We start from the raw sequence: 18,400 nt of genomic DNA, 5'->3' as shown, positions 1-18,400 counted from the left end.
CTTTGTTTAGCCCAGCACCACATTGGCGGCCGATTCGGGCAAATCTTCGCCGAAGGCGCGCTGGTAGAATTCGGCGACCACCGAACGTTCGAGCTCGTCGCATTTGTTGAGGAAGGTCAACCGGAACGCCATGCCGATATCGCCGAAGATTTCGGCATTCTCGGCCCAGGTGATGACCGTGCGCGGGCTCATCACCGTCGACAAATCGCCATTGATGAAGGCCGAGCGCGTCATGTCGGCGACGCGCACCATCTTGTTGACGATGTCCTTGCCCTTGCTGTCGCGATAATGCTTGGCCTTGGCCAGCACGATGTTCACTTCGTTGTCGTGCGGCAGATAATTCAGCGTGGTGACGATCGACCAGCGATCCATCTGCGCCTGGTTGATCTGCTGGGTGCCGTGATAGAGGCCGGTGGTGTCGCCCAGCCCAACCGTGTTGGCGGTCGAGAACAGCCGGAAGGCCGGATGCGGGCGGATGACCCGGCTCTGGTCGAGCAGCGTCAGCCGGCCGGACGATTCCAGCACGCGCTGGATGACGAACATCACGTCCGGGCGGCCAGCGTCATACTCGTCGAAGCAGAGCGCGACATTGTGCTGGTAGGCCCAGGGCAGGATGCCGTCGCGGAATTCGGTGATCTGCAGCCCATCCTTGACGACGATGGCGTCCTTGCCGACGAGGTCGATGCGGCTGACATGGCTGTCGAGGTTGACGCGCACGCACGGCCAGTTGAGGCGGGCGGCGACCTGTTCGATATGGGTCGACTTGCCGGTGCCATGATAGCCCGACACCATGACGCGGCGGTTGTAGGCAAAGCCGGCGAGGATCGCCATCGTCGTGTTCTTGTCGAACAGATAGTCGGGATCGACGTCGGGCACATGCTCGCTGGTCACCGAATAGGCCGGCACCACCATCTTGGAGTCGAAGCCGAATTTGTCCTTCACCGACACCGTGGTGTCGGGCAGGTTGGCGATGTCGCGATCGACCTTGTTCATCTCTATCAACGTCTCCACGGGCGAAACGCCTGATTTCGCCGGCAATCGATTTTGTCCGGGGGCGGTCTTAGAGCCTTTTCCAACCTTATGAAAGTTGGAAAACGACACGAACCGTATGGTCGCTCAGCACAATCCCGCCTGCTTGAGCACGCGATAGGCCTGCAGCACATCGCGGAACCGGTCTTCCGAACCTCTGTCGCCGCCATTCGCATCCGGATGGTGGCGTTTCACCAGTTCCTTATAGCGTGCCTTGATATCCTTGCCAGTCGCCTTTGTATCAAGGCCAAGCGTTTCCAGTGCCTTGGCCTCAAGCGGCTTTGCCTTGCGCTCGCGCGCCTCGCGCGGATCCTTTGGACCTTTGAACAGGTCGAACGGATCGCGCATGCGGTTGTAGTAGCCGGCGCGACCGGAACGCTGCTGGGCGAAGTCAGGCGACGATCGCGTCGAAGCGCCGTTGATGCCCATCTTCCACGTCGGCCGGTGGCCGGTCATCGCTTCCTTCTGGAAACGGGCGATCTCGCTGTCAGGCACGCCGGAGAAATAGTTGAAGCCCTTGTTGTACTCGCGCACATGATCGAAGCAGAACTGGAAATACTCGCCTTCCTTCATGCGCCCGACCGGCGCGCGATGGGTGCCGGCCTCCTTGCAACCGTCCCACTGGCAGATCGGCGAGCGCGACTTCAGCTCCGCGTCCTTCTCCGGCCGGATGCGGATCTTCTCGAAATATTTGGGATACGGTTTCATCTCACCCATTTATGGGCTGTTCGCTAGTGCGAAACAAGAATTGACATTTCGGCGATCATCGCCCTAACCGCTGAATCGCGGCTTAAAGCAGGCAAATGGCGAATTTTGCGGCGATGCCGTAGATTTGGTGAAGGGAAGCTCGATGTCCATACAGGCGACGATGGAAGGCAAGTTGAACGAGGCGTTTTCGCCGGAGCGGCTGGTCATCATCAACGAAAGCCATCTCCACGCCGGCCACCATCATCATGGCTCCGATCATCACGGCGCCTATGACGGCACCGGGGAGACGCATTTCCGCGTCCGTATCGTTTCGCCCGCCTTTGCCGGCATGAGCCGCATCGAGCGCCACCGCGCCGTCAACGAATTGCTGGCCGACGAGCTGAAAGCCGGCGTCCACGCGCTGGCGATCGAACCGGCGGCACCCGGCGAACAGACGCGCTGGTAGGCATTGCTTGTCGGCCGACGCCGCTCAACCCGGCTCCCTGGAAACGCCGCGGGGAAAAGCGGTCAGATCACTGCTTCGATGAGAAACGGCCCGTGGCGCGATAGGGCGCTGTCCAGCAGGGCATCGAACCGCTCGCACGTGTCGGCGCGGGCCGCCTCCACGCCCATGCCCTTCGCCAGCGATACCCAGTCCAGCGCGGGTTGGTCGAGATCGAGCATACGCCTGGCATTCTCGCCGATCGCGCCCACCCCGACATTCTTCATCTCGCCATGCAGGATTGCGTAGGTCCGATTGGAAAAGACGATCGTGACCACGTCGAGATTTTCCCGCGCCTGGGTCCACAATCCCTGCACGGTGTACATGCCGCTGCCGTCGGCTTCGAGATTGATCACCTTGCGATCGGGACACGCGATCGCCGCTCCGGTCGCCAAAGGGATGCCTCCGCCGATCGATCCGCCAGTCGTCATCATGTAGTCGTGCGGCGCGGCAAAGGCCGACAGGGCGAAATAGCGCCGGGCCGACGTGACCGCCTCGTCGCAGACGATGGCGTTCGCCGGAAGTTTCCGCGCCACTGAAAGGGCGATCGCATCGTCGGTCAGCTTGCCGCGCGGCACCGGCTCGTCGGGAAACGCCGCTGCGACAGGAAGCGGCTGCGTCGACTTGATGCCGAGTTCGTCGCGAAGCGCCTCCAGTGCCGCCTTCAAATCCTCGCCATGCGCAGCCAGCGAAAGCACCTCGCAACTGTCTCGAACCAGCCGTCCCGGCTTTCCCGGATAGGCGAAGAAAGCAACAGGCTCCTTCGCTCCGACCAGGATCAGCACGTCGATATCGCTCAGCAGCGCCGTTGCGGCATCGATCGGATAGGGGATGCGCGTGGGCGCGACCCTTCCGCGACCGCGCTCCATCCGCGCCACAAGAACCTCGCTGAACAAGCGGACATCCTGCGCTGCCGAGATTTGACCGGCGATCGCCAGCGCGTCGGCTCGCGCCGCGCGTCCGCAAACGATGATACCGACACGGCCTGGAGCGCGACGGATCGCCTCGGCTGCCTTTCGCACAGCGCCGATATCGACGGTGGGCTGCGCGAGTTCCACCTTGCGGGCCGAAACCACAGGAGCCTCGCCCCATGCGGCGTCCGCCGGCAGGATCAGGGTGGCGATACCCGGCGGTGAAAGGGAAGCGCGGAAGGCAGCCTCGGTGGCCGGCGCGACATCGGCGGGACTTTCGATACGGCGAACCCAGTTCGACATCGGCGAAGCGAGGCTTTCGATATCGCTGGTGAGCGGCGCCAGATGATAGGAGGCGTGGTCGCCGACAATGTTGATCATCGGGCTCAAGGCGCGCCTGGCGTTGTGGATGTTGGCCAGCCCGTTGGCCAGTCCAAGCCCGGTGTGCAGCAGCGTCGCGGCCGGTCGATCGGTCATCCTCGCGTAGCCGTCGGCGGCACCTGTCACCACGCCTTCGAAGAGGCCCAGCACGCAACGCATCTGCGGCTTGCGATCGAGTGCGGCAACGAAATGCATCTCCGATGTACCGGGATTTGCGAAGCAGACCGTCACGCCATTTGCCAGAAGCACGTCACACAGGACGTCGGCTCCGTTCATGAATCCCTCCCCGGTTGGCGCAGGACAATTGATCCTGCCAGCGCCCGAACGGCAATATCCCGCCAGCAATTTTGGCGTGATCCACCATCTTCGCCGTCAGACATGGTCGCGGATCGCCCGATCGAAGGAGCCGTCGGCGAGGCATTCCAGCCATTCGGGATGCTCCTCCACGCCTCAATGTCTGATTGCAGCCGTTCTCCTTTAGGAGAAGGGAACCACAACGCTCCTCCAACAGTTGAATATGCAGATGGTCCGCCCAGCAGCCAGTCGGGCGGCTCTGAGGGCGAAATATCATGCGCGAGAACCAGTCTGACGTTTTCGACCTGTTTTCTGAGATTTACACGAACGCGGCGCAGGAAGAGATCAGCATCCAGCAGTACCTTCTTGCCTGCCGGGAAGACAGGTCGTTGTATGCCTCGGCACCCGAACGGATGGTGCAGGCAATCGGCGAGCCGAATCTTGTCGACACCAGCAAGGATGAGCGGCTTGGCCGCATTTTCTCAAACCGAACGGTCAAGGTTTATCCCTCCTTCTCCGACTTCTACGGCATGGAGGACACGATCGAGCGCATTGCGGGCTATTTCCGCTATGCCTCCCAAGGGCTCGAGGAGCGCAAGCAGATCCTCTACCTTCTCGGCCCGGTGGGCGGCGGCAAGTCGTCGCTTGCCGAACGGCTGAAGAAACTGATGGAGCAGCGCCCGATCTACACGCTGAAGGTCGGCAACCAGATCAGCCCGGTTTTCGAATCGCCACTTGGCCTGTTTCATCCCGATCGCATGGGCGATCTGCTGGAGGACAAGTATGGCATAGCGCGGCGGCGCCTCAACGGGCTCATCTCGCCCTGGGCATCCAAGCGCCTCGATGAGTTGTCCGGCGATATCTCCAAGTTCAGCGTGGTCAAACTGATGCCGTCGCGGCTGCGCCAGATCGGCATTGCCAAGACCGAGCCAGGCGATGAGAACAATCAGGATGTGTCGGCCCTGGTCGGCAAGGTCGACATCAGGCAATTGGAGAATTTCAGTCAGTCCGACCCGGACGCCTATTCCTATAGCGGCGGACTGAACCGGACCACGCAAGGCCTGCTCGAATTCGTCGAGATGTTCAAGGCGCCGATCAAGGTCCTGCATCCGCTGCTGACCGCGACCCAGGAAGGCAGCTACAACGGCACCGAAAATTTCGGCGCCTTTCCCTACCAGGGGATCATCGTGGCCCATTCCAACGAATCGGAATGGCAGCAGTTCAAGAACAACAAGAACAACGAGGCCTTTCTCGACCGCATCCTCGTGGTCAAGGTGCCGTACTGCCTGCGGATCACCGAAGAGAGGCAGATCTACGAAAAGCTGCTGCGCGAGAGCGAACTGGCCGCCAGCCCCTGCGCCCCTGAAGTGTTGGATATCCTCAGCCGCTTCACCGTCTCGACCCGCCTGGCCGAGCACGACAATTCACCGCTCTACACCAAGATGCGAGCCTATGACGGCGAGAACCTGAAGGAGGTCGATCCGAGGGCGAAGTCGGTCCAGGAGTATCGCGACGCCGCCGGCGTCGATGAAGGCATGACGGGGGTCAGCACGCGCTTTGCTTTCAAGATCCTGTCGCAGACATTCAACTACGACACCAAGGAAGTGGCCGCCGATCCCGTGCATCTGATGTACATTCTGGAGGAAGCGATCAAGCGGGAGCAGTTCCCGAAGGAAACGGAAGCGGCCTTTCTCGAATTCATCAAGTCGGAGCTCGCCGCGCGGTACGCCGAGTTCATCGGCCACGAAATCCAGAAAGCCTATCTGGAATCCTACAGCGAATATGGCCAGAACCTTTTCGACCGCTACATCGCCTATGCCGACGCCTGGATCGAGGACCAGGACTACAAGGACCCCGACACCGGCCAGATCCTCAACCGGGAGGTCCTGGACAACGAACTGTCACAGGTCGAAAAGCCGGCAGGCATCGCCAATCCCAAGGACTTCCGCAACGAGGTGGTGAAGTTCACGCTGCGCGCCAGGGCAAAAAACCACGACCGCAATCCGTCATGGACGAGTTATGAAAAACTGCGCGAGGTCATCGAGAAGCGGATGTTCGGACAGGTCGAGGACCTCCTGCCGGTGATCAGCTTCAGCTCGAAGCAGGACAGCGTTACGGAAAAGCGCCACAACGAATTCGTGCAGCGCATGGTCGAGCGCGGCTATACCGAACGGCAGGTGCGCAGGCTGGTGGACTGGTACATGCGGGTGAACAAGGCGGGTTGATAGGGCCCGGATGGTTTCCATGCCGATCTTCATCGACCGTCGCCTGAACCCGAAGGACAAGAGCCTCGGCAATCGACAGCGCTTCCTCCGGCGTGCTCGCGAGGAATTGAAGCGAAGCATCCGCGATCAGATCCGCAGCGGCAAGATCGCCGATGTGGATGCCGAGCACGCCGTGCCGATGCCCGAAAGGGGAACGGTCGAGCCGAGATTCAACAATGACAAGGCCAGCGGCCGGCGCCAGCACATCCTTCCTGGCAACAGGCATTTTTCCCCTGGAGACCTGATCCCCAAGCCCGGTCAGGGCAGCGGCGCAGGCGGCCCGGGAAACAAAGTGTCGGAAGACGATTTTCGTTTCGTGCTGTCGCGCGAGGAGGTGCTCGAGCTCTTTTTCGAGGATCTCGAACTGCCCGACCTGGTCAAGCTCAATCTCAAGGAGATCCTTGCCTTCAAGCCGCGCAGGGCCGGCTTCGCCGCGACCGGTTCACCGACCAACGTTAATGTCGGGCGCACCATGCGCAACAGCCACGGCCGGCGCATTGCGCTGAGGCGCCCAAAGCAGGAGGAGTTGGATGCGATCCTCCAGGAAATCGCCACGCTTGAGTCGGCATCAGCCGGCGCGGCGACGCGCCAGCGCATTGCAGGATTGCGCGAGGAGCTTGACCGGCTGGAACGTCGGCGCAGGCGGATTGCCTTTGTCGATCCGGTCGATATCCGGTTCAACCGCTTCGACGCCCGGCCCATACCGAATGCCAAAGCCGTCATGTTCTGCCTGATGGACGTGTCCGGATCGATGGGCGAACGCGAGAAGGACCTGGCCAAACGCTTCTTCGTGCTGCTGCACCTGTTCTTGAAGCGGCGCTACGAACGCACGGAGATCGTCTTCATCCGCCACACGCACGAGGCGCACGAAGTGGATGAGGACACGTTCTTCTACAACACGCAGAGCGGCGGTACGATCGTCTCCACCGCACTTGCCGAAATGCACCGCATCATCGAACAGCGCTATCCGGCCAACGAGTGGAACATCTATGCCGCGCAGGCCTCGGACGGCGACAATTTCGCCACCGATTCCGAGCGATGCATAGAGTTTCTGGACCGCAGGCTCATGCGCCTGTGCCAGTACTTCGCCTATGTCGAGATCATCGACGAACGAGAAACCCATATATTCGGCGCCACCGAAAACGGGACGTCGCTTTGGCGCGCCTACAGCAGGGTCGAGCTGAAATGGCCCAACTTCCAGATGAGCCGCATTGCCACTCCGGCAGATATATACCCGGTCTTTCGCCGGCTCTTCGCCAGGCAGCCGGCTTCACGCAAGAGCGCCTGAGGAGGGCCGATGGCCAGGCAAGCCACTAAACCGGGTCTGCTCTTTTCAGGATCCGACTGGGATTTTGGGAAATTGTCGCGGGCTTATGAAGCGATCGAGGCTCTCGCGATCGAGGAACTGCACCTCGATACCTATCCGGTGCAGATGGAGATCATCTCCTCTCAACAGATGCTCGACGCCTATTCCTCGGTCGGCATGCCGCTGATGTATCGTCACTGGTCGTTCGGCAAGCATTTCCTCTACGAGGAACTGCTCTATCGCAAGGGCGGGCGCGGCCTGGCCTATGAACTGGTCATCAACTCCAACCCCTGCATCGTCTATCTGATGGAGGAGAACACCATGGCCTTGCAGGCGCTGGTGACGGCGCATGCGGCACTCGGTCATAACCATTTCTTCAAGAACAATCATCTGTTCAGGCAATGGACGGATGCCGGGGCGATCTTGAGCTATCTGGACTTCGCCAAAGGCTACATCGCCCGCTGCGAGGAGCGGCACGGCCTTGCGGCCGTGGAGTCGGTTCTGGATGCAGCGCACGCTTTGATGGAACAGGGCGTATTCCGCTACCGCCGGCCGCCGAGACTGTCGTCGGAACGGCAGCGCGAGGGACTGCGTGAGCGACTGGAATACGAAGAGCGTTCCTACAACGATTTGTGGCGCACGCTGCCACCTGCGCAGGAAAGCAAAAAGGCCGACGGCGAGGCCGGACGTATGGCGGAGCGGAAAAAATCGCTCAACCTGCCGGAGGAAAACCTGCTGTACTTCCTGGAGAAGAACAGTCTCGTCCTTGAGCCCTGGCAGCGTGAACTCGTCAGGATCGTGCGTATCATCGCGCAGTATTTCTATCCGCAGCGCCAAACGCAGGTGATGAACGAGGGCTGTGCCACCTTCGTGCACTATACGCTCATGAACATGCTGTTCGACCGGGGCCAGATCACCGAAGGCGCCATGCTCGAAATCCTGCGCAACCATTCCAACGTGATCTTCCAGCCGGCCTTCGACGATCCGCGCTATTCCGGCGTCAATCCCTACGCGCTTGGCCTCGATATGATGCAGGACATACAGCGCATCGCGACCGAGCCGACGGCGGAGGACCGCGACTGGTTTCCCGACATCGCTGGCCACGGCGACTGGCGCGAGATCCTGCTCGACGCCTGGGCGAACCATCGCGACGAGTCCTTCATCCGCCAGTACCTCAGTCCAACCTTGATCCGGAAATGGCGCTTCTTTGTCCTTGGCGACGCAGCCGGCGAACCGCATTACCAGGTCGGCTCGATCCACAACGAGCGTGGCTACAGGAAGATCCGCGCCGCGCTGGCTCACAGCTACGATGTCGGAGTAAACCGGCCCGACATCCAGGCCATGGATGTCGATCTGCTTGGCGACCGGCATCTGCGGCTGCAGCACAAGGTCAAAGACGGTGTCGTTCTCGATGAGGCCAGCCGCGACGCGACGCTGCGCCACATCCGCAAGCTCTGGGGCTACGAGGTCAGCCTGGCGGCGGTCGATGCCCAGACCGGTGCGACCATCAACGAGCGCTCCACCCGCCAGATCGCGGAGTGAGGTTCCGCAACTGCAGCTCGCGGGCTGGTCAGGCTTCGCCGGCAGGCTTGATCCTCAGCCTGGCGATCCGGTTCTTGTCGCGCTTCATGACGACGAAGCGCATGCCGTGGAAGGTGAAGGCCTGCTTCTCGTCGGGGATCGACTGCGTCTCGTGGATGACAAGGCCGGCAATGGTGGTGGCCTCTTCGTCCGGCAGGTTCCAGTCGAGTGCGCGGTTGAGGTCACGGATCGGCACGGTGCCGTCGACGATGACGGAACCGTCGGCCTCCTGCTTGACGCCCTGGATCTCGATATCATGCTCGTCGGCGATTTCACCGACGATCTCCTCGATGATGTCCTCCAGCGTCACCAGCCCTTCGACCTCGCCATACTCATCGACGACGATGGCGAAATGCGCCTTGCGGCGCAAAAAAGCGTTGAGCTGTTCCTGGAGTGTCGTGGTGTCGGGCACAAACCACGGCTTCGACGCGATCTTCATCACGTCGATCCTGGAAAAGTCGTTGCCGACTTCGTTGAGCGCCCTGAGCAGGTCCTTGGCATGCAGCACGCCGACGATGTTGTCGAGCGAGCCCTTCCACAAGGGCATGCGGGTGTGCGGGCTCTGCAGGATCTCGCGCACCACCGCTTCCGGCTGATTGTCGGCATTGACCGAGCGCATATTGGTGCGGTGGACCATAATGTCGGAGACTTCGAGCTCTTCGAGGTCGAACAGGCCGCCGACGCGATCCCGGTCCTCGCGCACAACCTGGCCGTCGCGGCGGAAATCGTCGACGGCGCCGCGCAATTCGTCATGGCTCGAACGCTGCGGCTCGATCGGCTGCAACTCGTAGCCAAAGAGGGCAAGCAACCGCGTGCGCAAAAGAAGCACCAGCAGGCAGAGGCCGGCAAGGACGGCAGCGACGATCCAGCCGGGCTCGTTCGTCATCCAGGTCGGCTTTCCTGCCGATCCGGGCGGCTTTCCTGACCCGGATGGCTCTCTTTCAAGAACGACAAGACTTCCGAGGCCGGCACATCCCTGGCGATGAAGGACTGGCCGATGCCGCGCGTCAGGATGAAGGTCAGCGCACCGCGCGACACCTTCTTGTCCTGGGTGATGAACGGGAACAGCGCCTCGGCGTCGGGCAGTTCGCCGGGAATATCGGCCATCCGCCAGGGCAGGCCGACGGCGCGGAGATGCGCCTCGACGCGCACCGCATCGTCCGGGCTCGCCAGATTGAGCCTCGACGAAAAGCGATGCGCCAGCGCCATGCCGATGGCGACGCCCTCACCATGGACGAGGCGGGCGCCGTCATAGCGGGTGGCGGCTTCAAGCGCGTGGCCGAACGTGTGTCCGAGATTGAGCAGCGCGCGGTCGCCTGTTTCAAACTCGTCGCGCGCGACGACATCGGCCTTGGCGCGGCAGGCCTCTGCGATGGCTTCAGCCCGCGCCGGGCCGCCGTCAAAGACCTCGCGCCAGTTTTCTTCCAGCCAGGCGAAGAAGGCCGGGCGGTCGATCAATCCGTATTTGGCGAGTTCGGCATAGCCGGCGCGGAATTCCCGGATCGGCAGCGTGTCGAGCACCCCGGTGTCGGCCAGCACCAGCTTCGGCTGATGGAAAACGCCGACCAGGTTCTTGCCACGCGCGCTGTTGATGCCGGTCTTGCCGCCGACCGAGGAATCGACCTGCGCCAACAGCGAGGTCGGGATCTGCACGAAATTCATGCCGCGTCGCACGATCCCGGCGGCAAAGCCGGCAAGGTCGCCGATGACGCCGCCGCCAAGCGCGATGACGACGTCGCCGCGCTCCAGCTTTGCGGCAAGCACGCCGTCCACCACCTCTTCGAGATGGGCAAAACTCTTGGTTTTTTCGCCGGCCGGAAGCGTGATGACGGCAGGCTGGATGCCGCCCTGCTCGAGGCCCGCCTTCAGCGTCTCGAGATGGGCAGCGGCGACATTGTCGTCGGTCACGACGGCCGCGCGCGTGCCGGGCAAGCGGCGTGAAATCTCGGCGCCCGCGCGCAACAGCAGACCGGAGCCGATCAATATGTCGTAGGCACGCTCGCCGAGCCCGACCTCGACGGTCACAGTCTCCGCGACTGGCATATCGCCGCTCATGGGCGCACCTCGCCGCTGGTGACGATTTCAACAACGCCGAAATGCCGGCAAAGCGCATTCACGACCTCGGCCGCGATGACCTCCTTGCGGTCGTCGCGGGTCAGCACGGTGACGTCTGATGTGGTGTAGACCGGATAGCGCTCGGCCATCAGCCGCTCGAGCACGGCGCGCGGATCGGGGTTTTTGAGCAGCGGCCGATTCTGCTTCTTGGAGACGCGCTCCATCAACAGGTCGAGCTCAGCCTTTAGCCATACCGAAACGCCATGGCTGGCGATCGCCTCGCGCGTCTGCGCATTCATGAAGGCGCCGCCGCCGGTCGACAGCACCTGCGGACCGTTTTCCAGCAAACGCAGGATGACGCGCTGCTCCAGCGCGCGGAATTCCGTCTCGCCATAGCGCTCGAACAGCTCCGGCACGGTCATGCGCGAGACGCTTTCGATCTCCTGGTCGCTGTCGATGAAGGGCAGTGCCAGCATCGCCGCCACCTTGCGGCCGATCGCCGTCTTGCCGGCGCCCATCAGGCCGACAAAGACGATCGAGCGCTTGCCCAGCCGCTCGAGCAGCTCGGCATGGCCTTCGCCTGGAGGATTTGCTGGCAGCGCGTTCATGAGACTATGATGTTTCTAGGCCCTCTTTGCCGGCGTATCGACATCAAAAGCCTGTTTGCGTCAAGCAGGGGTACGCGAGCTTCGTCCTTGAATTGGCCGGATTGGCGTCCCATAAGGGCACAGGGTTTGGAAACGCAGAACAAGAAGACGGGCGAAGATTGATGCCGACTCTGTTTCGCTTTGTCGTGACGCTGATGATTCTTGCCGGCATAGCCTATGGAACGATGTTCGCCCTGGCGATGTTCGTCGAGCCGAAAAAGGCCGAGATGAGCGTGCGCATTCCGCCGGAAAGGCTGAATCCCAAGAAAAACTGATCCAAAAGAGAAGAACTGATCCGAAAGAATGAACAGCGCGGCTCGCATCGAAGCCTTCCTGGAAATGATGAGCGCCGAGCGCGGTGCTGCCGAAAACACGCTCTCCTCCTATCGCCGCGACCTTGAGGACGCCTCGCAAGAGATCAGCGGCGGGCTTGCGGGTGCCGGTGCCGCCGATATCCGCTCCTATCTCGACGACATCGCCGAGCGCGGCTTTGCGCCGACATCGCAGGCGCGAAAACTGTCGGCGATCCGCCAGTTCTTCAAGTTCCTCTACGCCGAAGGCCTGCGCGGCGACGACCCGACCGGCACGCTGGACAGTCCGAAGAAGGGCCGGCCGCTGCCGAAGACGATGAGCGAGGCCGAGACCGGACGCCTGATCGACCGCGCGGCGCAGGAGGCGACGAATGCCGCGCTGAACGGTGGCGACAGCCTGGCGGCGCTGCGCCTGCATGCGCTGGTCGAAGTGCTCTACGCCACCGGCCTGCGCGTCTCCGAACTGGTCGGCCTGCCGGTGACGGTGGCCCTGCGCGACGATCGCTTCTTCATGGTGCGCGGCAAGGGCGACAAGGAGCGCATGGTGCCGCTGTCGGCCAAGGCGCGCGCCGCGATGCGGGCCTGGCTTGCGGTCAGGGCTACCGTGCCGGCCTTTGCCGACAGCCCGTTCCTGTTCCCGGCCGCCTCCGACACCGGCCATCTTTCCCGGCAGGTCTTTGCCCGCGACCTCAAAGGGCTCGCCGCCAGGGCCGGTATCACCGCGGCGAAGATATCGCCGCATGTGCTTCGCCATGCTTTTGCCAGCCATCTCTTGCAGAACGGCGCCGACCTCCGGGCGGTGCAGCAGCTGCTCGGCCATTCCGACATCTCGACCACGCAGATTTACACCCATGTGCTGGAGGAGCGGCTGGTGCGGCTGGTCAATGATCATCATCCGCTTGCCGACTAGGCCTCATATCGCTATGTGAGGGCGACGTTCCACCGCCCGGAGCCTCCGTTTTCGAGGGTTTCGCCAGCCATTGCCTTCCGAATTGCCGGTCCGCTCAAGAATGTACAATTACCTCGATTTCGAAAAGCCGGTGCAGGATCTCGAAGGCAAGATCCTCGAGCTGAAGAAGCTCGCCGAGAACGGCGAGGCCGTCGATGTCGGCGACGAGATCAGCCGGCTGGAGAAGCGTTCGCGCGACGCGCTGCGCGATGCCTACAAGGCGCTGACGCCGTGGCAGAAGGTGCAGGTGGCGCGCCATCCCGACCGGCCGCATTGCGTCGACTACATCAAGGGCCTGCTCAGCGATTTCACGCCACTGGCCGGCGACCGCAATTACGGTGAGGATCAGGCGATCGTCGGCGGCTTCGCCCGCTTCCGCGGCGAGCCGGTGGCGGTGATCGGCCAGGAGAAGGGCTCGGACACGGCGAGCCGTCTCAAGCATAATTTCGGCTCGGTGCGCCCGGAAGGCTACCGCAAGGCGGTGCGGCTGATGGAGCTTGCCGACCGCTTCAAGATCCCGCTTTTGACCCTGGTCGACACCGCCGGCGCCTATCCTGGCGTCGGCGCAGAGGAACGCGGCCAGGCCGAAGCTATCGCCCGCTCGACCTCGGCCTGCCTTGGCCTGAAGGTGCCGTCGATCTCGGTGGTCATCGGCGAAGGCGGCTCGGGTGGCGCCATTGCCATCGCGACCGCCAACCGGGTCTACATGCTCGAACATGCCATCTATTCGGTGATCTCGCCGGAAGGTGCGGCCTCGATCCTGTGGCGCGACACCACCCGCTCGAAGGATGCTGCGACCAACATGAAGATCACCGCCCAGGATCTTTACGAAATGAAGATCATCGACGCCATTGTCCCCGAACCGCTCGGCGGCGCCCATCGTGCCCCGGAAAAGGTGATCGCCGCCACCGGCGACCTCATCGCCAAGACGATGAAAGACTTTGCCGGCGCCAACACCGATTTCCGCGAGCAACGTCGCGAAAAATACCTGACCATGGGCCGTAGCCTCTAGGCTGGGCTGACACCACGCCTCAAAGTGGCGGAATTGCGCAATTTCGCCACAAAAATGCCGCCGCATTCAGGTCAATGAAATTGCCGTGAGGGGTGATCCGAAGCTTGCGGTAAGGATTTTTCAAGGTTAACGGGCTTACGGTCCGCTAATGTTTAGCGTGCGGGCCGGCGGTGCCGAGATCTGTCGCCCGAGAGAAAAGACGTAGCCGTACCCATGTTTGCCAAGTTTGCCCGCACCGGAGTCCTGATCGCCGCCATCGGCGTCGCCGGCTGCAACGATTCCTCGATGAAGGATTTCGCCCCGGAGGCCAACAAGCCGCTGCCGGACAAGATTCTGGCCGACATGAAGGCCAAGGGCATGGTCCGCACGTCCTCGGTGATGGCCCGCATCTTCAAGGAAGAGGGCAAGCTCGAGATCTGGAAGGCCAAGACCAACGGCCGTTACGAGATGGTCGCCAGCTACGACATCTGCAAATGGTCGGGCAAGCTCGGGCCGAAATACACCGAGGGCGACCGCCAGGCGCCGGAAGGGTTCTATACGGTCCGTCCCCAGCAGATGAATCCGCGCTCGAACTATCATCTATCCTTCAACATCGGCTATCCCAATGCCTATGACCGCGCCAACGGCCGCACCGGCGCCAATCTGATGGTGCACGGCGCCTGCTCGTCGTCGGGCTGCTATTCGATGACCGATCCGCAGATCGAGCAGATCTACGCCTTCGGCCGCGATGCCTTCCAGGGCGGCCAGACCGAGTTCCAGATCCAGGCCTTTCCGTTCCGCATGACCGCCGCCAACATGGCGCGCTATCGCAACGATCCGAACTACGACTTCTGGAAGATGCTGAAGATCGGCTACGACAATTTCGAGATCACCAAGGTGCCACCGAAGGTCGACGTCTGCGAGAAGCGCTACGTCTTCAACCAGGTGGCTCCTGAAGGCACGACCTTCGATCCGACCGGGTCCTGCCCCGCCAGCACGCAGCCGGATTCGCTGAAGAGCGCCTACAACGCCTATCAGAGCACTTACGAAGCGGCGTTCAGCGGCGCGGTCAAGGCCAGCGTGCCGGCGCCCAAGCCGACGATTGCCGGCATCAAGGAAGCCAGCATCGTTTCCGACTGGTCGAAGCGGCGCGCCCGCGGCGAGCGCGTGCCGATCGATCCGCCGTCGCTCAATTCCGACGGTACGGTGACCGAGACGGCGCGCATGGGCCGCATCGATTCGCCGGCCGGCCGCAAGATGGCCGCGCTCGACGCGGAGAAGGCGGCCAAGCAGAAGGCCGAGGAGCAGCGGCTTGCAGCCATAGAAGCAGCGAAGGCTGCGAAAGAGGCGGCAAAGGCGCAGGCACTGGCCGAAAAGGAGGCCGAGAAGGCCGCGGCCCAGCAGCCGGTCGCCACCGCGACCATCACGCAGCCCACCGAGGCAGCACCGGCAGAGACGCAGGCGGCTGATGCCGGCGACAGCACGGTGACGAAACTCAAGAAGAAGCTGTTCGGCATGTTTGGCGGCTGAGGTTCCGAAGCATGATCCCGAAAAGTGGAATCCGGTTTTGCTGCGCTGACCTTCGGTTCGGAAAAAGATAATGCTTGAACAAGAAGCCCTGGCCGATCCCGACGCTGTCTACGACCTCAAGGGGCTGAACTGCCCGCTTCCCGTGCTCAAAGCAAAGAAGCGGCTGGCCGCGATGCGGCCGGGCAGCCGGCTGTGGCTTGAGACCACCGATCCGCTGGCGGTCATCGACATTCCCGCCTTCTGCTCCGACGCCGGCCACCAGCTGATCGAAACGGCGGCGGTATCCGGTGGCCACCGTTTTCTGGTTGAGCGCGGCGAGACCGCGGAAATCTTGCGGTAATCTGCCACTTTTGCGAGCTAGAGCAATTCCAGGAAAAGTGCGTAGCGGTTTTCCGTCCGGAATTGCGTAAAAACAAATACTTAGAGCGGATCTGCGATTCCATCAGAAGCAGAACCGCTCTAACGCCGCCCTGCGATCGCCAGCGGATTGTCTTCCAGCGCCGCGCGGTCGGGCGTGTCGATCGACGGTCGGTTGGTGAAGGCGGCAAACAGCCGGCGCACATAATCCTCCGGCATGTCGAGCGTGATCAGCACCAGCCTGGTGCCGCGCTGGCCGTCGAGCCAGGACGGCAGCCGCACCGGCGGATGCAGGATCTTCTGCACGCCGTGCACGACCAGCGGCCGCGACGGGTCCTCCTGCAACTCGATGACGCCCTTCATGCGCAGCAGGCGCTCGCCATGTGTGGAACGCAACAGGTCGAGGAACATCTCGATCGCCGAAAACGGCACCGGCCCGTCATGCACGAGCGAATAGGACCGCACGCGTGAATCGTGGCGATGGCCGTCATGATCGTGACCAGCATGGTCGTGATCGCCATCGTGATGATGATCATGGCCATGATGGTCGTGGGCGGCTTCTTCGCCGAGCCAGCGCTGCACGTCGGCGCATTTCGTCGCCGGATTGTAGAAGCCGCAGTCGAACAGCGCGGCCGCGCCCGTGTTCTTGTCGCCCGCCTCGAGCAGCGCCGCACCCGGATTGATCTGCCGCAGCCGGGTCCGCAAGGCATCGAGATCGCCGGGATCGGTGACCAGATCGGTCTTGGTCAGCACGATGCGGTCGGCGACGGCCGCCTGCTTCAGCGCCTCGACATGGGCATCGAGCGTCGCACCGCCATTGACCGCGTCGACCAAGGTGATGACGCCGTCGAGCCGGAAGGCCTGGACAAGTGCGGGATGCGCCATGATCGATTGCAGCACCGGTGCCGGATCGGCGAGACCCGTGGTCTCGACGACGACCCGTGCCAACTTTGCGATGCGGCCGGTCTGCAGTCGGTCGACGAGATCGGCCAGCGTGTCGACCAGTTCGCCGCGCACCGTGCAGCACAGGCAGCCGTCGGAAAGCTGGATGATGCCGTCGGAGGCCTGCTCGACCAGCAGGTGGTCGATCGCCACCTCGCCGAACTCGTTGATGATGACGGCGGTGTCGGCGAGCGCGGGATCCTTGAGCAGCCGGTTGAGCAGCGTCGTCTTGCCGGCGCCGAGGAAACCGGTGAGCACCGACACTGGGATCGGGAAGCTCGCCATTGCCTAGTTCGCGGCCTTGACCGACTGGTCGCCCTGTACGGCGGCTGAGCCGACCACGGTGGCGCCGGCCGGTGCTGGCCGGTCGGGCCGCCAGGTCGGCAGCGGCACGTCGGCAAATTCCTGGCCGGCCTCGTCGAGCATCGCTTTCGGCGTCGGCCCTGTGGCGCCACCGAGGCCGACGGCGACCAGGGTCGGCACGTGGTCGAGCTTTGCCTGGTAGGGCGATTTCGGCACGTCCTTGGCGGCAACGGCGGGCGGTGCTTCCGACTGCTCCGCCTTCCTCTTCTTCTTGCAGATCTCGTCATTCAGATCGTTGGCCGAGAGCGTGTCGCCATAGGACGGCAGCGCGGCAATGGTGGTCAAGCCGGTCGCCGGCGTGTCAAAACCCTGGTCGAGGAGACGTGCCGCCGTCTCGGCTCGGCTTACCGCGGACTTTTCGCCAAGCACCACCGCCACCAGCGTACGCCCGTTGCGGGTCGCCGAACCGATCATGTTGAAGCCCGAAGGACAGACGAAACCGGTCTTCATGCCGTCGGCGCCGGGATAACGGCCGATCAGGAGATTGTAGTTCGAGATCGCCTTCTTGCCGACCGCCAGCCCCTCGATCGAGAACCACGGCGCATATTGCGGGAATTCGCTGCGGATCGCCATCACCAGCAAGGCGAGGTCGCGCGCCGTCGTGTACTGGTCGGGCGAATAAAGCCCGTTCGGATTGACGAAATGCGTTCCGGTCATGCCGAGCCGGCGTGCCTCGCCATTCATACGCTCGGCGAAGGCGGCCTGCGAGCCGCCGACATTCTCGCCCACGGCCATGGCAATGTCGTTGGCCGATTTGACCAGCATCATCTTCAGCGCATTGTCGAGCCGCATCACCGAACCCGGCTTGAAGCCCATCTTGCTCGGCGGCTCGCCGGCGGAATGCTTCGTCACCTTGATCGGCGAATCGAGCTGGACCTCACCCGCCGCAATCGCCCGGAACGTCACATAGGCGGTCATCAGCTTGGTCAGCGAGGCCGGATACCAGCGCCTGAAGGCATCCTGATGCTCGAGGATCTTGCCTGTCTGCAGGTCGAACAGGACCTGCGGATTGGCGAGAGCCGATGTCGCGAAGGCAGGCAGCGCCACCGCGCCCGCCAGCAATAATTTGAGGAAATGCCTGTGCCGCATCATGGAACCCGAAATCGCCTCTTGCCGTAGTCGCCTCTGGCTCCGTAAGATTTCATTACACGGTCGCCAGCCATATTGGTCCGACCCTCATCCCCGGACCGCTTTGCTGCGGTGCTATTTACCCTATGTGACGCCAACATGGCAAAGTGCCGGACAATCACGATTGCAATTGAGCAGACGCAACCCGGCTGCTCCAACAGCGAAATGGACC

General features: G+C 62.6%; 17 protein-coding genes. 9 read left to right on the top strand and 8 right to left on the bottom strand.

The window, feature by feature from the left end; translation table 11 throughout:
- Window positions 1-6: 6 nt before the first annotated feature.
- Both cobS and AC1RUK_RS32315 read right to left on the bottom strand, forming a co-directional pair.
- Entirely contained in the window at window positions 7-993 is a 987-nt protein-coding gene (gene cobS / locus AC1RUK_RS32320) for a cobaltochelatase subunit CobS (protein WP_006200247.1), read from the bottom strand.
- A gap of 123 nt (window positions 994-1,116) precedes the next feature.
- Window positions 1,117-1,746 (bottom strand): J domain-containing protein, encoded by a 630-nt coding sequence (locus AC1RUK_RS32315; protein WP_040582048.1) that lies wholly within the window; start codon window positions 1,744-1,746, stop codon window positions 1,117-1,119.
- Between the two features lie 133 nt (window positions 1,747-1,879).
- Here AC1RUK_RS32315 and AC1RUK_RS32310 point away from each other — a divergent pair, with 133 nt between their 5' ends.
- The gene (locus tag AC1RUK_RS32310) at window positions 1,880-2,182 is read left to right on the top strand and encodes a BolA family protein (RefSeq protein ID WP_481837391.1); all 303 of its coding nucleotides are present in this window, start codon (window positions 1,880-1,882) and stop codon (window positions 2,180-2,182) included.
- Between the two features lie 62 nt (window positions 2,183-2,244).
- Here the strand turns inward: AC1RUK_RS32310 and AC1RUK_RS32305 are convergent, their stop codons facing one another.
- Window positions 2,245-3,786, bottom strand: a complete 1,542-nt coding sequence (locus AC1RUK_RS32305; RefSeq protein ID WP_481837392.1) for an acetolactate synthase large subunit — start codon at window positions 3,784-3,786, stop codon at window positions 2,245-2,247.
- A gap of 293 nt (window positions 3,787-4,079) precedes the next feature.
- Between AC1RUK_RS32305 and AC1RUK_RS32300 the strand changes: the two genes are divergently transcribed.
- From AC1RUK_RS32300 to AC1RUK_RS32290, 3 genes are read left to right on the top strand one after another with little or no spacing between them, the layout of a single operon-like run.
- A complete protein-coding gene (locus AC1RUK_RS32300; protein ID WP_481837393.1) occupies window positions 4,080-6,029 on the top strand; it encodes a PrkA family serine protein kinase in 1,950 nt (649 codons plus the stop codon).
- 19 nt (window positions 6,030-6,048) lie between these two features.
- Window positions 6,049-7,356, top strand: coding sequence for a YeaH/YhbH family protein (locus tag AC1RUK_RS32295; protein ID WP_481837394.1), 1,308 nt, complete (start codon window positions 6,049-6,051; stop codon window positions 7,354-7,356).
- A gap of 9 nt (window positions 7,357-7,365) precedes the next feature.
- Window positions 7,366-8,916: a SpoVR family protein gene (locus AC1RUK_RS32290; RefSeq protein ID WP_481837395.1), complete on the top strand. Its 1,551-nt coding sequence runs from the start codon at window positions 7,366-7,368 to the stop codon at window positions 8,914-8,916.
- A 28-nt stretch (window positions 8,917-8,944) separates the two neighbouring features.
- Here AC1RUK_RS32290 and AC1RUK_RS32285 read toward each other — a convergent pair whose 3' ends face one another.
- The 3 genes from AC1RUK_RS32285 to AC1RUK_RS32275 are packed head-to-tail and all read right to left on the bottom strand — an operon-like array spanning window position 8,945 to window position 11,618.
- The gene (locus AC1RUK_RS32285; protein ID WP_436173871.1) at window positions 8,945-9,841 is read right to left on the bottom strand and encodes an HlyC/CorC family transporter; all 897 of its coding nucleotides are present in this window, start codon (window positions 9,839-9,841) and stop codon (window positions 8,945-8,947) included.
- On the bottom strand, window positions 9,838-10,998 hold the full coding sequence (gene aroB / locus AC1RUK_RS32280; RefSeq protein WP_481839334.1) for a 3-dehydroquinate synthase: 1,161 nt from the start codon (window positions 10,996-10,998) through the stop codon (window positions 9,838-9,840). The genes AC1RUK_RS32285 and aroB overlap by 4 nt, the downstream gene beginning before the upstream one ends.
- Window positions 10,999-11,006: 8 nt before the next feature.
- On the bottom strand, window positions 11,007-11,618 hold the full coding sequence (locus AC1RUK_RS32275) for a shikimate kinase (protein WP_481837396.1): 612 nt from the start codon (window positions 11,616-11,618) through the stop codon (window positions 11,007-11,009).
- Window positions 11,619-11,779: 161 nt separating this feature from the next.
- Here AC1RUK_RS32275 and AC1RUK_RS32270 point away from each other — a divergent pair, with 161 nt between their 5' ends.
- The 5 genes from AC1RUK_RS32270 (at window position 11,780) to AC1RUK_RS32250 (ending at window position 15,778) form a co-directional block, all read left to right on the top strand.
- Window positions 11,780-11,932: a histidine kinase gene (locus tag AC1RUK_RS32270; protein WP_481837397.1), complete on the top strand. Its 153-nt coding sequence runs from the start codon at window positions 11,780-11,782 to the stop codon at window positions 11,930-11,932.
- A 28-nt stretch (window positions 11,933-11,960) separates the two neighbouring features.
- The gene (locus tag AC1RUK_RS32265) at window positions 11,961-12,878 is read left to right on the top strand and encodes a site-specific tyrosine recombinase XerD (RefSeq protein ID WP_481837398.1); all 918 of its coding nucleotides are present in this window, start codon (window positions 11,961-11,963) and stop codon (window positions 12,876-12,878) included.
- Window positions 12,879-12,978: 100 nt separating this feature from the next.
- On the top strand, window positions 12,979-13,929 hold the full coding sequence (locus AC1RUK_RS32260; RefSeq protein ID WP_481837399.1) for an acetyl-CoA carboxylase carboxyltransferase subunit alpha: 951 nt from the start codon (window positions 12,979-12,981) through the stop codon (window positions 13,927-13,929).
- A gap of 213 nt (window positions 13,930-14,142) precedes the next feature.
- Window positions 14,143-15,438, top strand: a complete 1,296-nt coding sequence (locus AC1RUK_RS32255) for a L,D-transpeptidase family protein (RefSeq protein ID WP_481837400.1) — start codon at window positions 14,143-14,145, stop codon at window positions 15,436-15,438.
- Between the two features lie 70 nt (window positions 15,439-15,508).
- Window positions 15,509-15,778: a sulfurtransferase TusA family protein gene (locus tag AC1RUK_RS32250; RefSeq protein ID WP_481837401.1), complete on the top strand. Its 270-nt coding sequence runs from the start codon at window positions 15,509-15,511 to the stop codon at window positions 15,776-15,778.
- Between the two features lie 119 nt (window positions 15,779-15,897).
- Here the strand turns inward: AC1RUK_RS32250 and AC1RUK_RS32245 are convergent, their stop codons facing one another.
- Window positions 15,898-17,022, bottom strand: a complete 1,125-nt coding sequence (locus AC1RUK_RS32245) for a CobW family GTP-binding protein (protein WP_481837402.1) — start codon at window positions 17,020-17,022, stop codon at window positions 15,898-15,900.
- 3 nt (window positions 17,023-17,025) lie between these two features.
- Window positions 17,026-18,189, bottom strand: a complete 1,164-nt coding sequence (locus AC1RUK_RS32240; RefSeq protein ID WP_481839335.1) for a D-alanyl-D-alanine carboxypeptidase family protein — start codon at window positions 18,187-18,189, stop codon at window positions 17,026-17,028.
- Between the last annotated feature and the right edge of the window lie 211 nt (window positions 18,190-18,400).

It is taken from the genome of Mesorhizobium monacense (assembly GCF_056781675.1).
This window is presented reverse-complemented; position numbering and strand designations above follow the sequence as displayed.